At 63.2% G+C, this 19,745-nt stretch carries 16 protein-coding genes; 9 read left to right on the forward strand and 7 right to left on the reverse strand.

Features of this window, described 5'->3' with window-relative positions:
* Nucleotides 1-84: 84 nt before the first annotated feature.
* Nucleotides 85-1,026 carry a LysR substrate-binding domain-containing protein gene (locus AB688_RS01835; protein ID WP_054892965.1) on the reverse strand — a complete coding sequence of 314 codons (942 nt, stop codon included), beginning with the start codon at nucleotides 1,024-1,026 and terminating at the stop codon, nucleotides 85-87.
* A gap of 181 nt (nucleotides 1,027-1,207) precedes the next feature.
* Here AB688_RS01835 and aspA point away from each other — a divergent pair, with 181 nt between their 5' ends.
* The 4 genes from aspA (at nucleotide 1,208) to AB688_RS01855 (ending at nucleotide 6,105) form a co-directional block, all read left to right on the forward strand.
* Nucleotides 1,208-2,632 carry an aspartate ammonia-lyase gene (gene aspA / locus AB688_RS01840; protein ID WP_054892966.1) on the forward strand — a complete coding sequence of 475 codons (1,425 nt, stop codon included), beginning with the start codon at nucleotides 1,208-1,210 and terminating at the stop codon, nucleotides 2,630-2,632.
* Nucleotides 2,633-2,798: 166 nt separating this feature from the next.
* Entirely contained in the window at nucleotides 2,799-3,791 is a 993-nt protein-coding gene (locus AB688_RS01845; RefSeq protein WP_054892967.1) for an AraC family transcriptional regulator, read from the forward strand.
* A gap of 167 nt (nucleotides 3,792-3,958) precedes the next feature.
* A complete protein-coding gene (locus tag AB688_RS01850) occupies nucleotides 3,959-4,999 on the forward strand; it encodes a histone deacetylase family protein (RefSeq protein ID WP_063541838.1) in 1,041 nt (346 codons plus the stop codon).
* 2 nt (nucleotides 5,000-5,001) lie between these two features.
* On the forward strand, nucleotides 5,002-6,105 hold the full coding sequence (locus AB688_RS01855) for a polyamine ABC transporter substrate-binding protein (protein ID WP_063541840.1): 1,104 nt from the start codon (nucleotides 5,002-5,004) through the stop codon (nucleotides 6,103-6,105).
* 88 nt (nucleotides 6,106-6,193) lie between these two features.
* On the opposite strand, the gene AB688_RS01860 is transcribed toward AB688_RS01855, so the two are convergent.
* On the reverse strand, nucleotides 6,194-7,720 hold the full coding sequence (locus tag AB688_RS01860; protein ID WP_063541842.1) for a PLP-dependent aminotransferase family protein: 1,527 nt from the start codon (nucleotides 7,718-7,720) through the stop codon (nucleotides 6,194-6,196).
* An 89-nt stretch (nucleotides 7,721-7,809) separates the two neighbouring features.
* Between AB688_RS01860 and AB688_RS01865 the strand changes: the two genes are divergently transcribed.
* The 3 genes from AB688_RS01865 to AB688_RS01875 are packed head-to-tail and all read left to right on the forward strand — an operon-like array spanning nucleotide 7,810 to nucleotide 9,570.
* A complete protein-coding gene (locus tag AB688_RS01865; protein ID WP_063541844.1) occupies nucleotides 7,810-8,439 on the forward strand; it encodes an FMN-binding negative transcriptional regulator in 630 nt (209 codons plus the stop codon).
* An 11-nt stretch (nucleotides 8,440-8,450) separates the two neighbouring features.
* Nucleotides 8,451-8,897 carry a GNAT family N-acetyltransferase gene (locus tag AB688_RS01870; protein ID WP_063541846.1) on the forward strand — a complete coding sequence of 149 codons (447 nt, stop codon included), beginning with the start codon at nucleotides 8,451-8,453 and terminating at the stop codon, nucleotides 8,895-8,897.
* A 7-nt stretch (nucleotides 8,898-8,904) separates the two neighbouring features.
* Nucleotides 8,905-9,570, forward strand: a complete 666-nt coding sequence (locus tag AB688_RS01875) for a GNAT family N-acetyltransferase (RefSeq protein ID WP_063541848.1) — start codon at nucleotides 8,905-8,907, stop codon at nucleotides 9,568-9,570.
* A 148-nt stretch (nucleotides 9,571-9,718) separates the two neighbouring features.
* Here AB688_RS01875 and oadA read toward each other — a convergent pair whose 3' ends face one another.
* Together oadA and AB688_RS01885 are read right to left on the reverse strand one after the other, a co-directional pair.
* Entirely contained in the window at nucleotides 9,719-11,527 is a 1,809-nt protein-coding gene (oadA, locus tag AB688_RS01880) for a sodium-extruding oxaloacetate decarboxylase subunit alpha (protein WP_063541850.1), read from the reverse strand.
* 11 nt (nucleotides 11,528-11,538) lie between these two features.
* Nucleotides 11,539-12,954 carry an acetyl-CoA carboxylase biotin carboxylase subunit gene (locus AB688_RS01885; protein WP_063541852.1) on the reverse strand — a complete coding sequence of 472 codons (1,416 nt, stop codon included), beginning with the start codon at nucleotides 12,952-12,954 and terminating at the stop codon, nucleotides 11,539-11,541.
* A 189-nt stretch (nucleotides 12,955-13,143) separates the two neighbouring features.
* Between AB688_RS01885 and AB688_RS01890 the strand changes: the two genes are divergently transcribed.
* Nucleotides 13,144-14,106, forward strand: coding sequence for a LysR family transcriptional regulator (locus tag AB688_RS01890; RefSeq protein ID WP_063541854.1), 963 nt, complete (start codon nucleotides 13,144-13,146; stop codon nucleotides 14,104-14,106).
* Here AB688_RS01890 and AB688_RS25990 read toward each other — a convergent pair.
* Nucleotides 14,048-14,266, reverse strand: coding sequence for a PA3496 family putative envelope integrity protein (locus AB688_RS25990; protein ID WP_081255179.1), 219 nt, complete (start codon nucleotides 14,264-14,266; stop codon nucleotides 14,048-14,050). The genes AB688_RS01890 and AB688_RS25990 overlap by 59 nt on opposite strands.
* A gap of 157 nt (nucleotides 14,267-14,423) precedes the next feature.
* Complete coding sequence (hexR, locus tag AB688_RS01895) at nucleotides 14,424-15,290, reverse strand: transcriptional regulator HexR (RefSeq protein WP_003253273.1); 867 nt, start codon at nucleotides 15,288-15,290, stop codon at nucleotides 14,424-14,426.
* A 104-nt stretch (nucleotides 15,291-15,394) separates the two neighbouring features.
* On the opposite strand from hexR, the gene zwf reads away from it, so the two are divergent.
* On the forward strand, nucleotides 15,395-16,837 hold the full coding sequence (zwf, locus tag AB688_RS01900; protein ID WP_063541856.1) for a glucose-6-phosphate dehydrogenase: 1,443 nt from the start codon (nucleotides 15,395-15,397) through the stop codon (nucleotides 16,835-16,837).
* Between the two features lie 37 nt (nucleotides 16,838-16,874).
* Here the strand turns inward: zwf and AB688_RS01905 are convergent, their stop codons facing one another.
* Nucleotides 16,875-19,739, reverse strand: coding sequence for an EAL domain-containing protein (locus tag AB688_RS01905; RefSeq protein ID WP_063541858.1), 2,865 nt, complete (start codon nucleotides 19,737-19,739; stop codon nucleotides 16,875-16,877).
* Nucleotides 19,740-19,745 lie beyond the last annotated feature (6 nt).

A 19,745-nucleotide genomic window follows, 5' to 3' on the forward strand; every position in this document is an offset into this window, starting at 1 on the left:
TGACCGGATCGATCCAGTCGAGGGGCCGCGCAGTATACCGTAACGTTAGGCATTCGAGGCACCCCTGGCGACCAACTGTCGGCCTTATTTTTCGGGGCTTTGACTGACTTTCGAGTCAACTGCGCCCGCCAGCGCTCCACCTTCGAGCTTGCGCCACAGCAGGCGCACGTTCGCCTTGCGCACCAGGGCGCAGCGGTAGAGGCGAATCTCCAGCGGCACGTGCCACTGGCTGGAGCCGCAGATCGCCAGCTCACCACGCTCCAGCTCGCCGCGCATCGACAGGCGCGGCACCCAGGCGATACCCATGCCTTCGAGCGCCATGCTCTTGAGACTGTCGGCCATCGCCGTTTCGTACACCGTGGTGTAGCGCAGGTTGCGCTGGCGCAGCAGCAGGCTGACGGATCGCCCGAGGAATGCCCCTGCGCTGTAGGCCAGAAGCGGCACGCTGCCCTCGCCTTCCAGGTCGAACAGCGGCTTGCCATCGGCCCCGACGGCACAGACTGGCAGCATTTCGGTGGTGCCCATGTGCAACGATGGGAAGATCTCGGCATCCATCTGCAAGGCGGCGTCAGGGTCGTAAAAGGCCAGCATCAGGTCACAGCCACCTTCCCTCAAGGCATGCACTGCATCGCCCACGTTGGTGGCCACCAGGCGGGTGGCGATGTTCATGCCGTCGTTGCGCAACTGGGCCACCCAGCGCGGGAAGAAGCCGGACGCCAGCGAGTGCGCCGCCGCAACCTGGACCACCTCGCCCTGACCACCTTCCAGATGATGTAAATGGCGGAGAACTTCGCTCAACTGGTCGACAACGGTACGCGCGGTAACGAGAAACAGCTGACCCGCCTCAGTCAGCTCTATCGGCGTGCGGGAACGATTCACCAAGGTCAGCCCCAATGCCGCTTCCAGGCTGCGGATGCGTCGACTGAAGGCCGGCTGCGTCACGAAGCGGCGCTCCGCCGCCTGGGAAAAACTGCGTGTGGAGGCCAGAGCACTGAAGTCTTCCAGCCACTTGCTTTCAAGGTTCATCGAGAAGCTCCGCAGGCGTGCACCAAAATGGAACACGCTCGATTGTCAATCGGCGTCACATCAAACCGTATGCCGTTTGTGCATAGGTTAGCGTCTAACAGCATTGGCCGCAAAATCTGCCGAGGCCTAGGATTGGCGGCATTCCGGCAGGTGCCGGGTTTAAATCGAGATGATATCCGTCATGTCCTCCGCTGCATCGTTCCGCGTCGAAAAAGACCTGCTTGGTACCCTTGAAGTCCCTGCCGATGCCTACTACGGCATCCAGACTCTGCGCGCTGCCAACAACTTCCACCTCTCCGGCGTTCCGCTGTCGCACTACCCGAAACTGGTAGTCGGCCTGGCGATGGTCAAGCAGGCCGCTGCTGACGCCAACCGTGAGCTGGGGCACCTGAGCGATGCCAAGCACGCCGCCATCAGCGAGGCCTGTGCCCGCCTGATCCGTGGCGACTTCCACGAGCAGTTCGTGGTGGACATGATCCAGGGCGGTGCTGGTACTTCTACCAACATGAACGCCAACGAGGTCATCGCCAACATCGCACTGGAGGCCATGGGTCACCAGAAGGGTGAGTACCAGTACCTGCACCCGAACAACGATGTGAACATGGCGCAGTCGACCAACGACGCCTACCCGACCGCCATCCGCCTCGGCCTGCTGCTGGGCCACGACGCCCTGCTGGCCAGCCTCGACAGCCTGATCCAGGCTTTCGCTGCCAAAGGTGAAGAGTTCAGCCACGTACTGAAGATGGGCCGTACCCAGCTTCAGGACGCCGTGCCGATGACCCTGGGCCAGGAATTCCGTGCCTTCGCCACCACCATGACCGAAGACCTCAACCGTCTGCGTTCGCTGGCGCCGGAACTGCTCACCGAAATCAACCTGGGCGGCACCGCCATCGGCACCGGCATCAACGCCGACCCGGGCTACCAGGCCCTGGCGGTACAACGCCTGGCAGCCATCAGCGGCCAGCCGCTGGTTCCGGCGGCCGACCTGATCGAAGCCACCTCCGACATGGGCGCTTTCGTGCTGTTCTCCGGCATGCTCAAGCGCACCGCGGTCAAGCTGTCGAAGATCTGCAACGACCTGCGCCTGCTGTCCAGCGGCCCGCGCACCGGCATCAACGAGATCAACCTGCCGGCGCGCCAGCCAGGCAGCTCGATCATGCCAGGCAAGGTCAACCCGGTTATCCCGGAAGCGGTCAACCAAGTCGCCTTCGCCATCATGGGCAACGACCTGGCCCTGACCGTCGCCGCCGAAGGTGGCCAGCTGCAGCTGAACGTGATGGAACCGCTGATCGCCTACAAGATCTTCGACTCGATCCGCCTGCTGCAACGCGCCATGGACATGCTGCGCGAACACTGCATCGTCGGTATCACTGCCAACGAACAGCGCTGCCGTGAACTGGTCGAGCACTCGATCGGCCTGGTCACCGCCTTGAACCCGTACATCGGCTACGAAAACGCCACCCGTATCGCCCGCGTCGCCCTGGAAACCGGCCGCGGCGTGCTGGAACTGGTGCGCGAAGAGAAGCTGCTGGACGAAGCGATGCTCAACGACATCCTGCGCCCAGAAAACATGATCGCTCCACGTCTGGTTCCGCTGAAGGCGTAACCCGAACGCTGCAACCTGTCTCACCAGGTCGAGGGACTAGACACCTCTCAACCTTTCAAGGGCCCGAGCGCACGCTCCGGGCCCTTTTTTTATACCCAGCACCGGCAAACGGTTCCCGGCACACTCCTTGCTCGATAATGCCCCTCACCCCCACGGGATGCCGAGCATGCTGCACAGCCACCTCACCACCCTCAACGCAGTTTCGTTGATTCTCAACGTCTTCCAGGAAGAGGGCTGTACCGCCTCGCAACTGCTCGCCGGCAGCGGCATAGGCCCGGCAGACCTGGGCCATCCCGATGCACGCATCACCACCCAGCAAGAGCTGCAGGTGTGTGCCAATGCAGTCGCCCGACGCGAGGAGATCGGCCTGGAGCTGGGGCGGCGGATGCATGTGTCGTGCTACGGCATGCTCGGTTACGCCTTGCTCTCGAGTGCCACTTTGGGTGACGCCCTGCGCTTGGCGCTGCGTTATCCGGCACTGCTGGGAACAATCTTCCAGTTGCGCCTGGTCGACGATGGCCAGCGTGTCTGGCTGAGCGCCAGCGATTATCGCGAGGGGCCAGCACTGGCAGCGTTCAATGCCGAATTCTGCCTGGTCTCGCTGAAAGTCATCTGCGATGACCTGCTTGGCCGGCCGCTACCCTTGCTGGCGGCACGCTTCGAACACGCACGCCCTGCCTACCATCTGCTCTACGCCGGTGCATTCCCCTGCCCGACGGGCTTCGAATCGCGAGACAACGCCTTTGCCTTCGAACGGCGCTGGCTCGATATGCCACTGCCCCTGGCCGACCCCATCACCCACAAAGCCATGGCCGAACGCTGCAGGCGCCTGAACCTGGAGTTCACTGGTCGCCAAGCCTGGCTGGGGCGCATTCGCCAGCTGCTGATGCAGCAGCTCGATGCGGCACCTGGGCTCGAGGGCCTGGCGCGGCAGATGAACTGCTCGTCGCGCACCTTGCGGCGACACTTGCAGGCGTTGGGCAGCAGTTATCAACAGCTGCTCGATGAGCTGCGCTTCGAACGGGCCAAACAGTTGCTCGCCGAAGACCAGATGCCGATCTACCGGATCGCCGAAACCCTTGGATTCAGCGAGACGGCAAGCTTCCGGCACGCGTTCCAGCGCTGGAGTGGCGTGGCGCCCAGCCATTTTCGGGGGTAGTCGGCACCCGTCCAGCCGCGGGGCAATAGGCCGGAAATATCCCCAAACCACCCGATCCGGCCATCGCCAGTGGCCATATCGATCCCCTTTTGGCCGTTTGCAACGTTCTCTCCACCTGGCCCGCCCACCACAATGGACCCACGCCAGTCACCTTCGGAGAACAACAAATGCTGACGATCTATTCCGATGACCATCGCCTGCACCACGGCCGCTGCGAGCTGATCGACGGCAAGCTGATGCCGTGTTTCGAGATGCCCTCGCGCGCCGACCATGTGCTCGCCCGCGTCCAGCACCGCGACATCGGCCCGATCCAGGGCCCGACCGACTTCGGCCGCGCGCCGCTGCTGCGCATCCACAGCGCCGCCTACCTGGACTTCTTCGAAGGCGCCTGGGCGCGCTGGGCGGCCATGAACCAGGAGGGCGACCTGCTGCCCTTCACCTGGCCAGCACGCACCCTGCGCCAGATCAAACCCACCGGCCTGCACGGCGAACTGGGCTACTACAGCTTCGACGGCGGCGCACCGATCACCGCCGGCACCTGGCAGGCCGCCTACAGCGCAGCGCAAGTCGCACTGACCGGGCAGGCCGCGATCCAGAACGGCGCCCATGCCGCCTTTGCCCTGTGCCGTCCGCCAGGGCACCACGCTGCCGCCGAAGTGATGGGCGGCTACTGCTACCTGAACAACGCCGCCATCGCTGCCCAGGCCTTCCTCGACCAGGGCCGGCGCAAGGTTGCGATCCTCGATGTCGACTACCACCACGGCAACGGCACCCAGGACATCTTCTACGACCGTAACGACGTGTTCTTCGCCTCGATCCACGGCGACCCGACCGACGAGTTCCCGTTCTTCCTCGGCTATGCCGACGAAACCGGCGAGGGCGCGGGCGAGGGCTGCAACGTCAACTATCCTCTGCCGGCAGGTAGCGACTGGGCCACCTGGAGTGCCGCCCTCGAAGATGCCTGCCAACGCATTGCCGCCTTCGACGCCGATGTGCTGGTGATCTCGCTCGGTGTAGACACCTTCAAGGACGATCCGATCTCCCAGTTCAAGCTCGACAGCCCGGACTACCTGGAGATGGGCAAGCGCATCGCCCAACTCGGCAAGCCGACCCTGTTCGTGATGGAAGGTGGTTATGCCGTCGAGGAAATCGGCATCAATGCGGTCAATGTGCTGGAAGGGTTCCAGCGCGCTCAGCCAGGAGCCTGATCATGCGTCCATTCAAGCGTCTGTTAGCCCCGCTCGTTGCTGCCGGCCTGCTGGCTGGTGGCCTTCAGGTCCATGCCGAACAACGCACCCTGCGGGTGTACAACTGGTTCGACTACATCACTCCGCAGACCCTGGTCGACTTCCAGAAGGATGCCCAGGTCAAACTGATCTACGACATCTTCGACACCAACGAAGCACTGGAAGCCAAGCTGCTGACCGGCAACTCCGGCTATGACGTGGTAGTGCCCTCCAACGTGTTCCTCGCCAAGCAGATCGAGGCAGGGGTCTTCCAACCCCTGGACCGCAGCAAGCTGCCGAACTGGCAGCACCTGGACCCAACGCTGATGAAGCTGATCGAGGCCAACGACCCAGGCAACAAGTTCGCCGTGCCCTACATGTACGGCACCATCCTGATCGGCTTCAACCCAGCCAAGGTGAAGGCCGCGCTGGGTGACAACGCACCGGTGGACAGCTGGGACCTGATCTTCAAGGAAGAGAACATCGCCAAACTCAAGCAGTGCGGCGTGGCGCTGCTTGATTCGCCGTCGGAAATCCTGCCGCTGGCCCTGCAGTACCTGGGCCTGTCACCCAACAGCGACAAGCCCGAGGACTACAAGAAGGCCGAGGCGCTGCTGATGAAGATCCGCCCGCACGTCACCTACTTCCATTCCTCGAAGTACATGGCCGATATCGCCAACGGCGACATCTGCGTGGCAGTGGGCTACTCCGGCAGCTTCTCGCAGGCCGCCAACCGTGCGCGCGAAGCCAAGAATGGCGTGGTGGTGGACATGCGCCTGCCCAAGGAAGGCGCGCCGATCTGGTTCGACATGCTGGCCATTCCGAAAAATGCAGCGAACCCGGACGACGCCCACACCTTCATCAACTACCTGCTGCGTCCAGAGGTGATCGCGCCGATCAGCGACTTCGTCGGCTACCCCAACCCGAACAAGGACGCGACCGAAAAGGTCAGCCCACAGATTCGCAACAACCCGAACCTGTACCCGACGGCTGAGGCGATGACCACGCTGTATACCCTCAAGCCGCTGAGCAAAGAAGCCGAACGGGCACGAACCCGGGCCTGGACGCGGATCAAGTCCGGTACCTGAGCCGCCTGCTTCGCGCGCAAAGCCAGCGCCTACAGGCTCTTTAGTAGGAGCTGGCTTGCCCCCGAAACAGACAACGCGATCCAACGCCTTATCGCCAAGCCCGGCGCAATCGCATCAACGCCCCGGCAATCTCCTCCTCGGGCACCGCAGCGAAACCCAGCACCAGCCCTGCCCGCTTATCCACAGGCACCTCGCTGTCTTCCAGCCAGTAAGCACTCAGCGGGTGCACTTCCACTCCCACCGCCTCTGCCCTGGCCACCAGCGCTTGCTCCCGCGCGAAGTTATCCACATCCACTTTCACATGCAGCCCCGCGGCCACTTCCGGCATTGCGCCCAGCCCCGGCACATCCAGCGGCCAGCCGGCCTTGAGCACATTGCGCCGCGCCAGCGCCGCCCGACGCATGCGGCGTATATGCCGCTGGAAGTGCCCCTGAGCCATGAATTGCGCCATCACGCACTGCGTCCCGACTTCGGAATGCCGCACCGCCAATGCACGCGCCTGGCTGAAGGCCTGCACCAGTCGCGGCGGCAGCACCAGGTAACCCAGGCGCAACGCGGGGAAGGCGATCTTGCCGAATGTGCCGACGTAGATCACCCGCTGCTGGCGATCCAGCGCTGCAAGGGGCGCCAGCGGTGCGCCGCTGTAGCGGTATTCGCCGTCGTAGTCGTCCTCGATGATCCAGCCATCCTGGCGTTCGGCCCAGGCCAGCAACGACAAGCGTCGCGCCAGGCTCATGGTGACGCCGGTCGGGTATTGGTGCGCAGGCGTCACGTAGGCCAGGCGACAGTCGCGCAACTGGGCGAGCTGCTCGCACACCAGCCCTTCCTCGTCTATCGCCACACCGCGCACCTTCGCTCCGGCCAGGGCAAAGGCATGCCCCGCGGCGCGATAGCCCGGGTTTTCCACAGCCACCTCCTCGCCCGGTTGCAGCAGCAGCTGTGCACAAAGGCTGATGGCCTGCTGTGCACCACTGGTGATCACAATTTGTTCAGCGGTGCACGAAAGCCCTCGCGAGCGACGCATGTAGGCCGCAATCAGTTCGCGCAGCACAGGCTCCCCGGCCGGGTCGCCGTAACCAAGCAGCGCAGGATCGGGATCACGCCAGAAACCCGCTTGCAGCTTGGCCCAGACGTCGAACGGGAACAGATCGAACGCGGGAATACCGACCCGAAAAGCCCTCGGAGCCCCGGTTCTAGGCGGTGAAAGATGGTGTGATTTCAAGCGCTCCAAGGGTGCGCTGGAACGCGTTGAACTGGATAAATCCTCAGTGTCATCGGGTGGAAATGTGGATAACTCTGTTGATAACCCCTGGGATAACCTTGTTGATAACTGTGTGGACAGTTTTGCCAGCCGACTCACGTAGGTGCCATCCCCGACTCGGCTTTCGATGAAGCCTTCAGCGTACAACTGGTCATAGGCACGCACCACGCTGTTGCGCGACAGCGCCAGCACCGAAGCCAGGTCACGAGTGGCCGGCAGCCGCGTGCCACTGCTCAGCCGGCCGTCCAAAACCCGCGCGCGCAGTGCCTGGTAAAGCTGCTGGCTGAGGCCGCGGCGGCGGTCCAGCACGATGCCGGAGGGGTCGAAAGGCAAAACGAGAGGACGCTCACTCATGACATTGGACCTGTCAAATCAGCGGTAAATGGCTCTTACACAGAACCAATAGCCTGCCTAGGATGATGTCATCAAACAAGGACTTCGCCATGTACAACGCCAAGCCTCATCAGGAACACGATCTTCAACGTCTGCACCAGCAGATGTTGCAGACGCGCCTGGCCACGCTGGTCAGCCACGGAGAGCACGGCCTGCTGGCGACCCACCTGCCAGTGCTGGTGGACACCCGCGAAGGCGAGTTCGGTACGGTATACGGCCACCTGGCCCGCGCCAACCACCAGTGGCAGGACCTGGAGCGAGGCGGTGAAGCCCTGCTGGTTTTCCAGGGCGCCGATGCCTACGTGAGCCCCGGCTACTACCCGAGCAAGCTGGAGAATCCAAAGGTGGTGCCCACGTGGAACTACGTCGCGGTGCATGCCCACGGCCCGGTCGAGGTCATTCATGACCCGGCGCCCCTGCTGGAGATCGTCAGCCGCCTGACCGACCTGCATGAACAAGGCCGCGCCACCCCCTGGAAGGTCTCCGACGCCCCCGCCGACTACATCGATGGCATGCTCCGCGCCATCGTCGGCATCCGCCTGCCCATCACCCGCATCCAGGGCGCCCGCAAGCTCAGCCAGAACCGTAGCGCCGAAGATGTCCAAGGCGTGCGCGAAGGCCTGGCCAACAGCCCCGACCCACTCGACAACCAACTCGCGGCGCAGATGCGTTCGCTCTGAAGGAAACCACCATGTCCAACGTCACCTTGCGCCCGGTCACTCTCGAAGACCACGCCGCCTGGCTGCCCCTGTGGCAGGCCTACTTGCGCTTCTACCAGACCACCCTCGCCGACGAGGTCACGGCCAATACCTGGCAGCGCCTGCTCGACCCCAGCGAACCCACCCACTCGGCCCTTGCCTGGGTCGATGGCAAGGCGGTGGGGATGGTCAACTACATCTATCATCGTTCCAACTGGAGCATCGAGAACTCCTGCTACCTGCAAGACCTCTACGTCGACGGCGAGCAGCGCGGCCTGGGTATCGGCCGCCAGCTGATCGAACACGTCTACGCCACCGCCAAGACCGCTGGCTGCATCAAGGTGCACTGGCTGACCCACGAGACCAACGCCACGGCCATCAGTCTGTACGAGCAGGTCGCCGAGCGCCCGGGCTTCATTCAATTTCGCAAAGCACTGTAGGCCGACCATGACCCTGAACTGGAAACCCGCTGCGACACCGGACGCCTCCCCCCTCGATGGCCGCTTCATCCGCCTGGAGAAACTCGACCCGGCGCGCCATAGCGACGACCTGTGGGAAGTCCTGCAAGGCCCGGGATCGGACCCGGTGCTGTGGAACTACCTGCCCTACGGCCCGTTCGCCGAACGCGCCGACTTCGACTGCTGGCTGCAAGGCAACGCAGCGGGCCGCGATCCGCTGTTCTATAGCGTCATCGACAAACACAACGGGCAGGTGCAGGGCATCCTCAGCTACATGTCGATCGTCCCCGAGCAGGGGCGCTTCGAGATCGGCCACATCGCCTTTGGCGCGGCCATGCAGCGCACGCCCAAGGGTACCGAGGCGGTCTACCTGTTGAGCAAGCTCGGTTTCGAGCTGGGCAATCGACGCCTGGAGTGGAAATGCAACGATGCCAACGCCCGCTCCAAGCGCGCGGCGCTGCGCTTCGGTTTTGTCTTCGAAGGCGTGTTCCGCCAGCACATGGTGGTGAAGGACCAGAACCGCGACACCGCCTGGTATTCGATCACCGACGGGGAGTGGCCAGCAGTGGCGGCGGGGTTCGAGCGCTGGTTGAGCGTGGAGAACCAGCGGCCTGAAGGTCAGGTGAAAACCCTGGAAGCGTGTCGCCTGGCCTGACGCAATCGCGGGGCAAGCCCGCTCCCACCGGTACCCCGCCAGTTTCAGAACCAGCGGGGTGCCCCGCGATCGGGCCTTGAACCCAACATAAAAAAAGGGGAGCAACCGCTCCCCATGAGCTAAACCGCTTGTATTCGAAGGCTGTCGATCAGCCTTCGATCTCGATCAGGATCTCGCCCGGGGTCACCCGGTCGCCCTTGGCTACGTGGATGGCAACGACCTTGCCGGCGATGGCCGCCTGCACCTCGGTCTCCATCTTCATGGCTTCGGTAATCAGCACTGCCTGCCCGGCCTTGACCACATCGCCCTCCTTGACCAGTACATCGACGATGTTGCCCGGCATGGTGGTGCTGACGTGACCCGGCGCGCTGGCCTGCTTGCGCTTGCTGCTGCCGCCGCCGACGAAATCGTTGAGCGGCTCGAACACCACTTCTTCCGGCATGCCGTCGATGGACAGGTAGAAGTGACGCTTGCCTTCGGCCTTGACGCCCACGCCGGTGATGTCGACGCGGTAGGTCTCGCCGTGCACGTCGATGACGAACTCGGTCGGTACACCCTCACCGCCCACGGAGGCTGCAGCACCGGCTTCCGGGATCGGCAGCAGGACTTCGGGCTTGAGGGTTCCGGCTTCACGCTCTTCGAGGAACTTGCGCCCGATGTCCGGGAACATGGCGAAGGTCAGCACGTCTTCCTCGCTGTGCGCCAGGCTGCCGATTTCGGCGCGCAGCTTGGCCATTTCCGGCTTGAGCAGGTCGGCCGGGCGCACATCGATGACGTCTTCGCTGCCGATCGCCTGGCGGCGCAGCTTCTCGTCAACCACACCTGGCGCCTTGCCGTAGCCACCTTGCAGGTACAGCTTCACTTCGTTGGTGATGGTCTTGTAGCGCTCACCGGCCAGCACGTTGAAGAACGCCTGGGTGCCTACGATCTGCGAGGTCGGGGTGACCAGCGGCGGGAAGCCGAGGTCTTCGCGCACACGCGGGATCTCCGCCAGCACTTCGTTCATACGGTTGAGGGCGCCCTGCTCCTTGAGCTGGTTGGCCAGGTTGGAAATCATCCCGCCGGGTACCTGGTTGACCTGCACGCGGGTATCCACGGCGGTGAACTCGCTCTCGAACTGGTGGTACTTCTTGCGCACGGCGTAGAAGTACAGGCCGATTTCCTGCAGCAGCTCCAGGTCCAGCCCGGTGTCGAACTCACTGCCCTTGAGCGCGGCAACCATCGACTCGGTGCCCGGGTGGCTGGTGCCCCAGGCGAAGCTGGAGATGGCGGTGTCGATATGGTCGGCGCCGTTCTCCACAGCCTTGAGCTGGCACATGGCGGCCAGGCCGGCGGTGTCATGGGAGTGGATGAACACCGGCAGCGACTGCTCGGCTTTCAGCGCCTTGACCAGCTCGCCGGTGGCGTACGGCGTCAACAGGCCGGCCATGTCCTTGATCGCGACCGAGTCGCAACCCATGGATTCCATCTGCTTGGCCTGGTTCACGAAGGCCTCGATGGTGTGCACGGGGCTGGTGGTGTAGGCGATGGTGCCCTGGGCGTGCTTACCGGCGGCCTTCACCGCTTCGATGGCCACGCGCAGGTTACGCACATCGTTCATGGCGTCGAAAATACGGAATACGTCGATACCATTGACTGCAGCCTTGGCCACGAAGGCCTTGACCACATCATCGCTGTAATGACGGTAGCCCAGCAGGTTCTGACCGCGCAGCAGCATTTGCAGGCGCGTATTGGGCAGCGCGGCGCGCAGTTGGCGCAGGCGCTCCCACGGATCTTCCTTGAGGAAGCGCACACAGGCATCGAAGGTCGCGCCGCCCCAGACTTCGAGCGACCAGTAGCCGACCTTGTCGAGCTTTTCGCAGATCGGCAGCATGTCTTCGGTGCGCATGCGGGTGGCCAGCAAGGACTGGTGGGCGTCGCGCAGGATTGTGTCGGTTACATGGATTTTCTTGGACATTGTTGAATTCCTCACAGGCCTGCGTGGGCGGCGATGGCGGCGGCGATGGCCAGGGCCAGCTCTTCGGGTTTGCGCTTGATCGAGTAGTTGGTCAGTTCCGGATGGCTTTCCACGAAGCTGGTATTGAACTGGCCGCTACGGAATTCCGGGTTGCGCAGGATTTCCTGGTAATACGCGGCGGTGGTCTTGACCCCCTGCAGGCGCATGTCATCCAGGGCTCGCAGTCCACGGTCCATGGCTTCTTCCCAGGTCAGCGCCCAGACCACCAGTTTCAGGCACATGGAGTCGTAGAACGGTGTAATGGTGTAGCCGGTATAGATTGCCGTGTCGGTACGTACGCCCGGGCCGCCGGGGGCGTAGTAACGGGTGATCTTGCCGAAGCTGGGCAGGAAATTGTTCTTCGGGTCTTCGGCGTTGATCCGGAACTGCAACGCGTAGCCGCGATGCTGGATGTCTTCCTGTTTGACCGACAGCGGCAGGCCCGAGGCGATGCGGATCTGCTCACGCACGATATCGATGCCGGTGATTTCCTCGGTGATGGTGTGTTCCACCTGCACTCGGGTGTTCATCTCCATGAAGTACACCTCGCCATCGGCAAGCAGGAACTCCACGGTACCGGCGTTCTCGTAGTTGACTGCCTTGGCGGCCCGTACGGCTAGGTCGCCGATGTAGGCGCGCTGTTCCGGCGTCAGCTGCGGGCTCGGGGCGATTTCGATGAGCTTCTGATTGCGGCGCTGGATCGAGCAGTCGCGCTCGAACAGATGCACCACGTTGCCGAAGCTGTCACCGAGAATCTGCGCCTCGATGTGTTTGGGATTGACGATGCATTTCTCGAGAAACACCTCGGCGGAACCGAACGCCTTGGTGGCTTCGGAAATCACCCGCGGGAAGTTCTGTTCCAGCTCTTCGCGGCTGTTGCAGCGGCGAATACCACGCCCGCCGCCACCGGAGGTGGCCTTGAGCATCACCGGATAACCGATGCGCTCGCCTTCGCTCAGGGCTTCGTGGATGTCGGCCACGTTGCCTTCGGTACCTGGGGTCACCGGGACACCGGCCTGGATCATCGTGCGGCGCGCTTCGGTCTTGTCGCCCATGCGACGGATGACCTCGGCGGCAGGGCCGATGAACTTGATGCCACGCTCGGCGCAGATTTCCGCAAGTTCGGCGTTTTCCGATAGAAAACCGTAGCCCGGATGCAAGGCGTCACAGCCGGTTTCCACAGCAAGGTTCACCAGCTTGCGCGGGTTCAGGTAACCGGCCAGAGGCTCGGCACCGATGCTGTAGGCCTCGTCGGCGCGCTTGACGTGCAACGCGTGACGGTCGGCGTCGGAAAAGATCGCGACAGAGCGAATGCCCATCTCGGCGCAGGCACGCACGATCCGAACTGCGATTTCACCCCGGTTGGCGATCAGGATTTTTTTTATCACTGGAGTCTTCCCAAAGCCGTAGGAACAGACGATCCGGTTACACCGGTCGGCGCGTGACCAGACGTCGCTGGCCAGTCGCACCTTCAAACTAGCGCCACCGGTGAATAAACAAAAATCAATATTTGTTAGGGGCTGTATTAGCAAAAGCTTATAGTGGGGTAACAAGGTTTTGCCGGAGCCTGGGCATAAATGCGTAAGTCCTTGATGCGTATGACTTTGCGTCAGCTGCAGATCTTTAACGAAGTGTGTGATTTGCGCTCGTACAGCCGCGCGGCAGAAGAGATGGCGCTTACGCAACCCGCCGTAAGTCTACAGATCCGCCAGCTCGAAGAGCTGGTCGGCCAGCCGCTGTTCGAGTACGTCGGCAAAAAGCTCTACCTGACCGAAGCCGCCGAGGCACTGCAACGTGCCAGCCGCGACATCTTCGGGCGCCTGGAAAACCTCGACATGCAGCTGTCGGACATGCAGGGCTCACTGCAGGGGCAATTGAAACTGGCGATCGAATCCAGTGCGAAGTACTTCGTGCCACACCTGTTCGCCGCCTTCAAGCAACGACACCCGGAGGTCAACCTCACCCTCACGGTGGTCAATCGCGCCCAGGCCATCCGACGCCTGTCCGACAACCGCGACGACCTGATCATCATGTCGATGGTGCCGCAGGACATGGGTCTGGAGTTCCTGCCGTTTCTCAACAACCCGATCATCGCGGTGGCGCCACCGGAACACCCGTTGTGCAAGCTCGACCGCTTGCGCCTGCAGGACCTGGAGCCTCATACCCTGCTCATCCGCGAACAAGGCTCGGGCACGCGCAAAGCCTGCGAGGAGTACTTCAAGGACAAGCGCGTGCACTTCACCCAGACCCTGGAAGTGGCCTCGGCCGACGCCCAGCGCGAATGCGTGATCGCCGGTTTGGGCATCGCCCTGCTGACTCGCCATGCAGTGAACATGGAGCTGGCCACCGGGATGCTCAGGGAATTGCCCGTCGAGGAACTGCCACTGTACCGCAGCTGGTGCGTGGTGCAGTCCAAGGCCAAGCGGCAATCGCCGGTGGCCTTGGCATTTCTTGCGTTCATTCGTAGCGAACGCGCGAAAATCAGCGGGCTTGTGGAGCGATTTTCTGGGAAGCTGCCGTCGCCACCTGCCATACCGTGATGTCTTGCAGCTCAGGGTAGTCGGCGATATCACGCAACAGTTGACGCTGGTCGCAGTAGCTTTCGATCGCACGTCGATATTCCATGCGACGTTGATCCTTCTCAGCCTGCTTGCGAGCCTTGGCGTTGGGTTGGTACGAACCGAAATGATCGTTTGCCATTGCCTGTCTCCCAGATCGGGTGCGGGAGTTTCAGGGTGGCCCCGAGGGTTTACGGTTTGGCTGAGAAATGGTGACAGAATCGTGAATTTTAATTGCCCGTACCGGCCCTTTCGCGGGTAAACCCGCTCCCACAGCGGCCGGTGCGGTGGCAGCGCGATCAGTCGTCGGTAGCCTTGATCGACTTGGGCGACAAGCGCAGGCTGCGCAAGCTGCGCTTGACGCTCTTGAGGTGGTTGACCAGGCTCGGGCCACGGGCCATGGCCACGCCCATCGCCAGCACATCGATCACCACCAGGTGGGCAATGCGCGAAGTCAGCGGGGTGTAGATCTCGGTGTCTTCGTGCACATCAATCGCCAGGTTGACGGTTGACAGCTCCGCCAGCGGCGTCTGGCTCGGGCACAGGGTGATGAGATTGGCGCCGCTTTCACGCACCAGGTTGGCGGTGATCAGCAAGTCCTTCGAACGCCCCGACTGCGAGATGCACACGGCGACATCACCCGGCTTGAGGGTCACCGCCGACATCGCCTGCATGTGCGGGTCGGAATAGGCTGCGGCGCTGAGCAGCAGGCGGAAGAATTTGTGCTGGGCATCGGCGGCGACCGCACCGGAAGCCCCGAAGCCATAGAACTCCACGCGCTGCGCCTGGGCCATGGCACTGACCGCCTGCTGCAGCGCCTGCGGGTCGAGGTGCTCGCGCACTTCCATCAGCGTGTGCAAGGTGGTGTCGAAAATCTTCAGGCTGTAGTCGGCGACCGAATCGTCTTCATGGATGGCGAACTGGCCGAAGCTGGCGCCTGCCGCCAGACTTTGCGCCAGCTTGAGCTTGAGGTCCTGGAAGCCCGAACAGCCGATGGCGCGGCAGAAACGCACGATGGTCGGCTCGCTGATACCAACACTGTGGGCAAGATCGGCCATCGAGCTGTGCATGACGGCAGCCGGATCGAGCAGCACGTGGTCGGCCACTTTCAGTTCCGATTTGCGCAGCAGGTGGCGCGATTGAGCGATATGTTGCAACAGATTCACAGGCTGGACTCGGTTATGATCGGCTGGCCGGGATGTAGCTATCTTGTAGTTATACTACATGACCGGCTGACCGCCCAGCTAAACGAACGTGGGAGAGTGGTGGCTTGAGTATCCCTTGCGACATTCTGGTTTTCGGCGGCACGGGCGACCTGGCCCTGCACAAGCTGCTGCCGGCGCTTTATCAGCTCTACCGCGAGGGTCGCCTGCACAACGCCGTGCGGATCATCGCCCTGGCCCGCCGCTCCCTGCCGCGCAACGACTACCTCAAGCTCACCGAGCGTCATTGCCGGGCACAGATCGCCCGCAACGACTTCGACGAGGAGGTCTGGCAGCGCTTCTCGGCACGCCTTGACTACTTCGCCATGGACGCCTCCCAAGGCGCCGATTTCGGGCGCCTGGCCCGTTACCTCGGCGAGCCCGGTGGCCTGACCCGGATCTTCTATCTCGCCACCGCCCCCAACCTGTTCGTGCCCATCGCCAACAACCTGCGCCTGGCCGGGCTTGCCGACAGCGAAGCGCGCATCGTGCTGGAAAAGCCCATCGGCCATTCACTGGAATCGGCCACGGCGATCAACGAAGCCATCGGCGCGGTATTCGACGAATCCCAGGTGTTTCGCATCGATCACTACCTGGGCAAGGAGACGGTGCAGAACCTCATGGCCCTGCGCTTCGCCAATGCCCTGCTGGAGCCTGTATGGCGCAACAGCCAGGTCGATCATGTGCAGATCAGCGTCTGCGAAACCCTCGGGGTCGAGAACCGCGGCGCCTACTATGATCGCGCCGGCGCTACCCGCGACATGCTGCAGAACCATCTGCTGCAACTGCTCTGCCTGGTGGCGATGGAGCCACCGGCACAGTTTGAGGCCGAGGCGGTGCGCGACGAGAAGGTGAAGATCCTTCGTGCGCTGCGCCCCATCACCGGCCAGGACGTGCAGGACAAGACCGTACGCGGCCAGTACAGCGCCGGCAAGATTGGCGGTCAGGAGGTCCCGGCCTACTACTTCGAGAAAGATGTCGACAACGACAGCGATACCGAAACCTTCGTCGCCGTGCAGGCCCATATCGAGAACTGGCGCTGGGCCGGGGTGCCGTTCTACCTGCGCACCGGCAAGCGCATGGCTCGGCGCTCGTCGCAGATCGTCATCCAGTTCAAACCGGTGCCCCATGAGCTGTTCGCCGGCGGCCAGGTCAACCAGTTGCTGATCCAGTTGCAACCCGACGAGCACATCAGCCTGCGCATGATGACCAAGAGCCCCGGCCGCGGCATGCGTCTGGCGCCGGTCGAGCTGGACCTGAACCTGGCCCAGGCCTTCGCCCAGACACGCCGCTGGGAGGCCTACGAGCGCCTGCTGCTGGATGTACTGGATGGTGACTCGACGCTGTTCATGCGCCGCGATGAAGTGGAAGCTGCGTGGGCCTGGATCGACCCGATCCTCAAAGGCTGGGAGGACCACTTCCAGGCACCGCGGACCTACCCGGCAGGCAGCAATGGGCCGGAGCAGGCCAATAGCCTCCTGGCGCATCAGGGCCGACACTGGCACCTCTGACCATTTCCCGCCCCGGCACTTGCCGCCGGGGCGCAGGTCATCTTCGCGAGCGCTCCAGCAATGCCTTGAACGCTGCGGCATCGATCGGTCGACTGATCAGGTAACCCTGCGCCTCGTCGCACCCCTGCTCACGCAGGAATGCCAGCTGCTCCTGGGTTTCCACCCCCTCGGCCACCACCTCCAGCCCCAGGCTCTTGGCCATGGCGATGATCGCCCGGATGATCGCGGCATCCTGGCTGCCCTCCTGCAGGCCCCGAATGAACGCCTGGTCGATCTTCACGTAGTCCACCGGAAAGCGCTTGAGGTAACTCAGCGATGAATAGCCGGTACCAAAATCGTCGATCGCCAGCTTCACGCCCAATGCGTGCAGTTGCTGGAAGGTGGCGATGATGTGCTCGACATTGTCGAGCAACTGGCTTTCGGTCAGCTCCAGCTCCAGCAGGTGCGGCGCCAGTCCGGTCTCCTGCAGTACCTGACGCACCAGGCTGACCACCTTGCCCTGGCGCAACTGGTAGACCGACAGGTTGACCGACACACGGATCTCCCAGCCCTGGCGCAACCATTCACATGCCTGCCAACACGCCTGACGCAGGACGAACTCACCCATCGGCGCAATCAACCCGGTTTCTTCGGCCAGCCCGATGAACTCGCCCGGCGGCACCATGCCCCACTGCGGATGCTGCCAGCGCACCAGCGCCTCGGCGGCATGCAGACGGCCGGAACGCAGGCACAGCTTGGGCTGGAAGTAGACCCGCAGCTGGTTTTCGTCGAGAGCCTTGCGCAGATCGTTTTCCAGTTGCAGGCGTTCCAGGGTACTGGCACGCAGGCTTTCGGTATAGAACTGGAAGCTGTCGCCCCCCAGGTGCTTGGCGTGTTGCTTGGCCATGTCGGCCTGACTGACCAAAGCGTTGAGGTCGAAAGTGGCCTCCGACAACACACTGATGCCCACCGATGCACTGATCACCACCTCATGACCGCCCACTCGCTGCGGCACCCGCAGCTTGTCGAGCAGGCGTGTGGTGACCCGCACCAGGCTGGAAAGATTGCTGTAGCCATCGAACAGCACGGCGAACTCGTCGCCGGAAATACGCGCCACGGTGTCGGCCTCCGGCACCGCATTGGCCAGGCGCTGGGCCATTTTCTTCAGCAACTGGTCGGCCAGTTCGTGCCCAAGGCTTTCATTGAGCAGCTTGAAGCGGTCCAGATCGACATGCAGCAGCGCCAGGCTGCGGCCGTTCAAGCGCACACGCTGCACCGCCTCATGCAGGCGCAGGCGGAACAGCGCTCGGTTGGCAAGGCCTGTGAGGTCATCGTAGTGGGCGAGATAGCGCAGGCGCTCCTCCGACTCACGGCGCGCCGACAGGTCCGTGAAGAACGCCACGATATTGCTGATGTTGCCCCGTCCATCGCTCACGCCATTGAGCTGCAACCATTGCGGGTAGAGCTCGCCATTACTGCGCGCCTCGACCAGCTCGCCCTCCCAGCGCCCTTGCTGCTCGAGGGCCTGGTGAATCGATTGGCTGTGCCGACGGGCGTCGCGGCTGCAGGGCAGCTCCAGCAGGTCACGCAGGATCAGGTCTTCGCGCCCATAGCCGGTGAGATCGCAGAATCGCTGGTTGACCGCCAGCAACTGGTAGTGCGCATCGAGGATGGCGATGCCTTCACTCGCCGCTTCGAACACGGTGGCAGCCAGCCGCTGCTGTTCTTCCTGTTCCTTCTGTGCGGTGATGTCACGACGGGTACCCAGCATGCGCAGGACCTTGCCGTCGGCATCACGCTCGACCGCCCGTCCCCGGTCCTCGATCCAGCACCAGCGACCTTGCGTGTGGCGCACCCGGTATTCGACACGATAGTCGTCGCTGCGGCCCTTGAGGTGCTCGACCAGCGTGCGACGCAGCAGCGGCAGATCGTCGGGATGCAAGCGCGGCTTGAGGTCGGCACGCACCGAGCGCACCTGCCCAGGCTCCAGGCCGAACAAGGCATGCAACTGGGTGTGATGGACTTCGTCGGTTTGCAGGTCCCAGTCCCACAGTCCCAGTTCGCTAGCCTCCAGCGCCAGGCTCAGGCGCTGCTCGCTCGCACCCAGGGCCTGGGTGGCAAGCGCCAGCTCACGGCCTCGCTCGCTCACCCGCAGCTCGAGGCCGGCCTGCGCCTGGCGCAATTGCTCTTCGGCGTGACGACGGTGGCGGATCTCTGCACTCAAGGCCTGGTTCAATTGCTCGCCATGGCGTTGCGCACCCTGCAGATGCTCGATCAATGCCTGGTTCTGGAAGCGCCGAAGCAGACCGCGCTCGATCAGACGATTGACCTGCCAGGCCACCACCATCAGGGCGCCGAGCAGGATCAGGCCAAGCCAGCCCCAGCCGCGCTGCAACCCGTCCTGATAAAAGAACAGAAATCCGATCGGCGGCAACAGGCCGGGTAACACGAAGCTGAGAAAGGCCGGCAGGCTGACCGCGTAGGCGACGCTCGCCGACAGCGCCGCTGCGCCCAGCAGGCCGAAAACCCAGGCCTGCTGGACGAAACTGTCCACCGGTACCAGCGCGAGGGCGGCACAGCCAAGCGTCAGGCCACTGAAGGCCGAACCACCGAGAAACATCCGCCACCAGGTCGGCTTGGCCTGACGCTCCGGCGAGGCCGCATCGAAGGCCGCCACCTGGATCACCCGCAAGGCCACCAGCGCCAGTAACCAGACCATCCACACGCCGACCAGCAGATAGCGGGCAGGGCTCCACAGCAGCCAGGCGCAAAGCAGGCCGTTGAGCAACATGAACAGGGTGGGCAGCAAGGAGCCCTGGTAAAGCAGGCGGGTCCGCTCGATGGAGAGCTGGGTTGCGAATTGCCTGCGAACGCTCCTTGTCGATTCGGGTGATGCGTCGATCACCACGCAATTCTGGGTCATATGGCA

It is taken from the genome of Pseudomonas putida, from assembly GCF_001636055.1.
Taxonomy (GTDB): domain Bacteria; phylum Pseudomonadota; class Gammaproteobacteria; order Pseudomonadales; family Pseudomonadaceae; genus Aquipseudomonas; species Aquipseudomonas machongensis.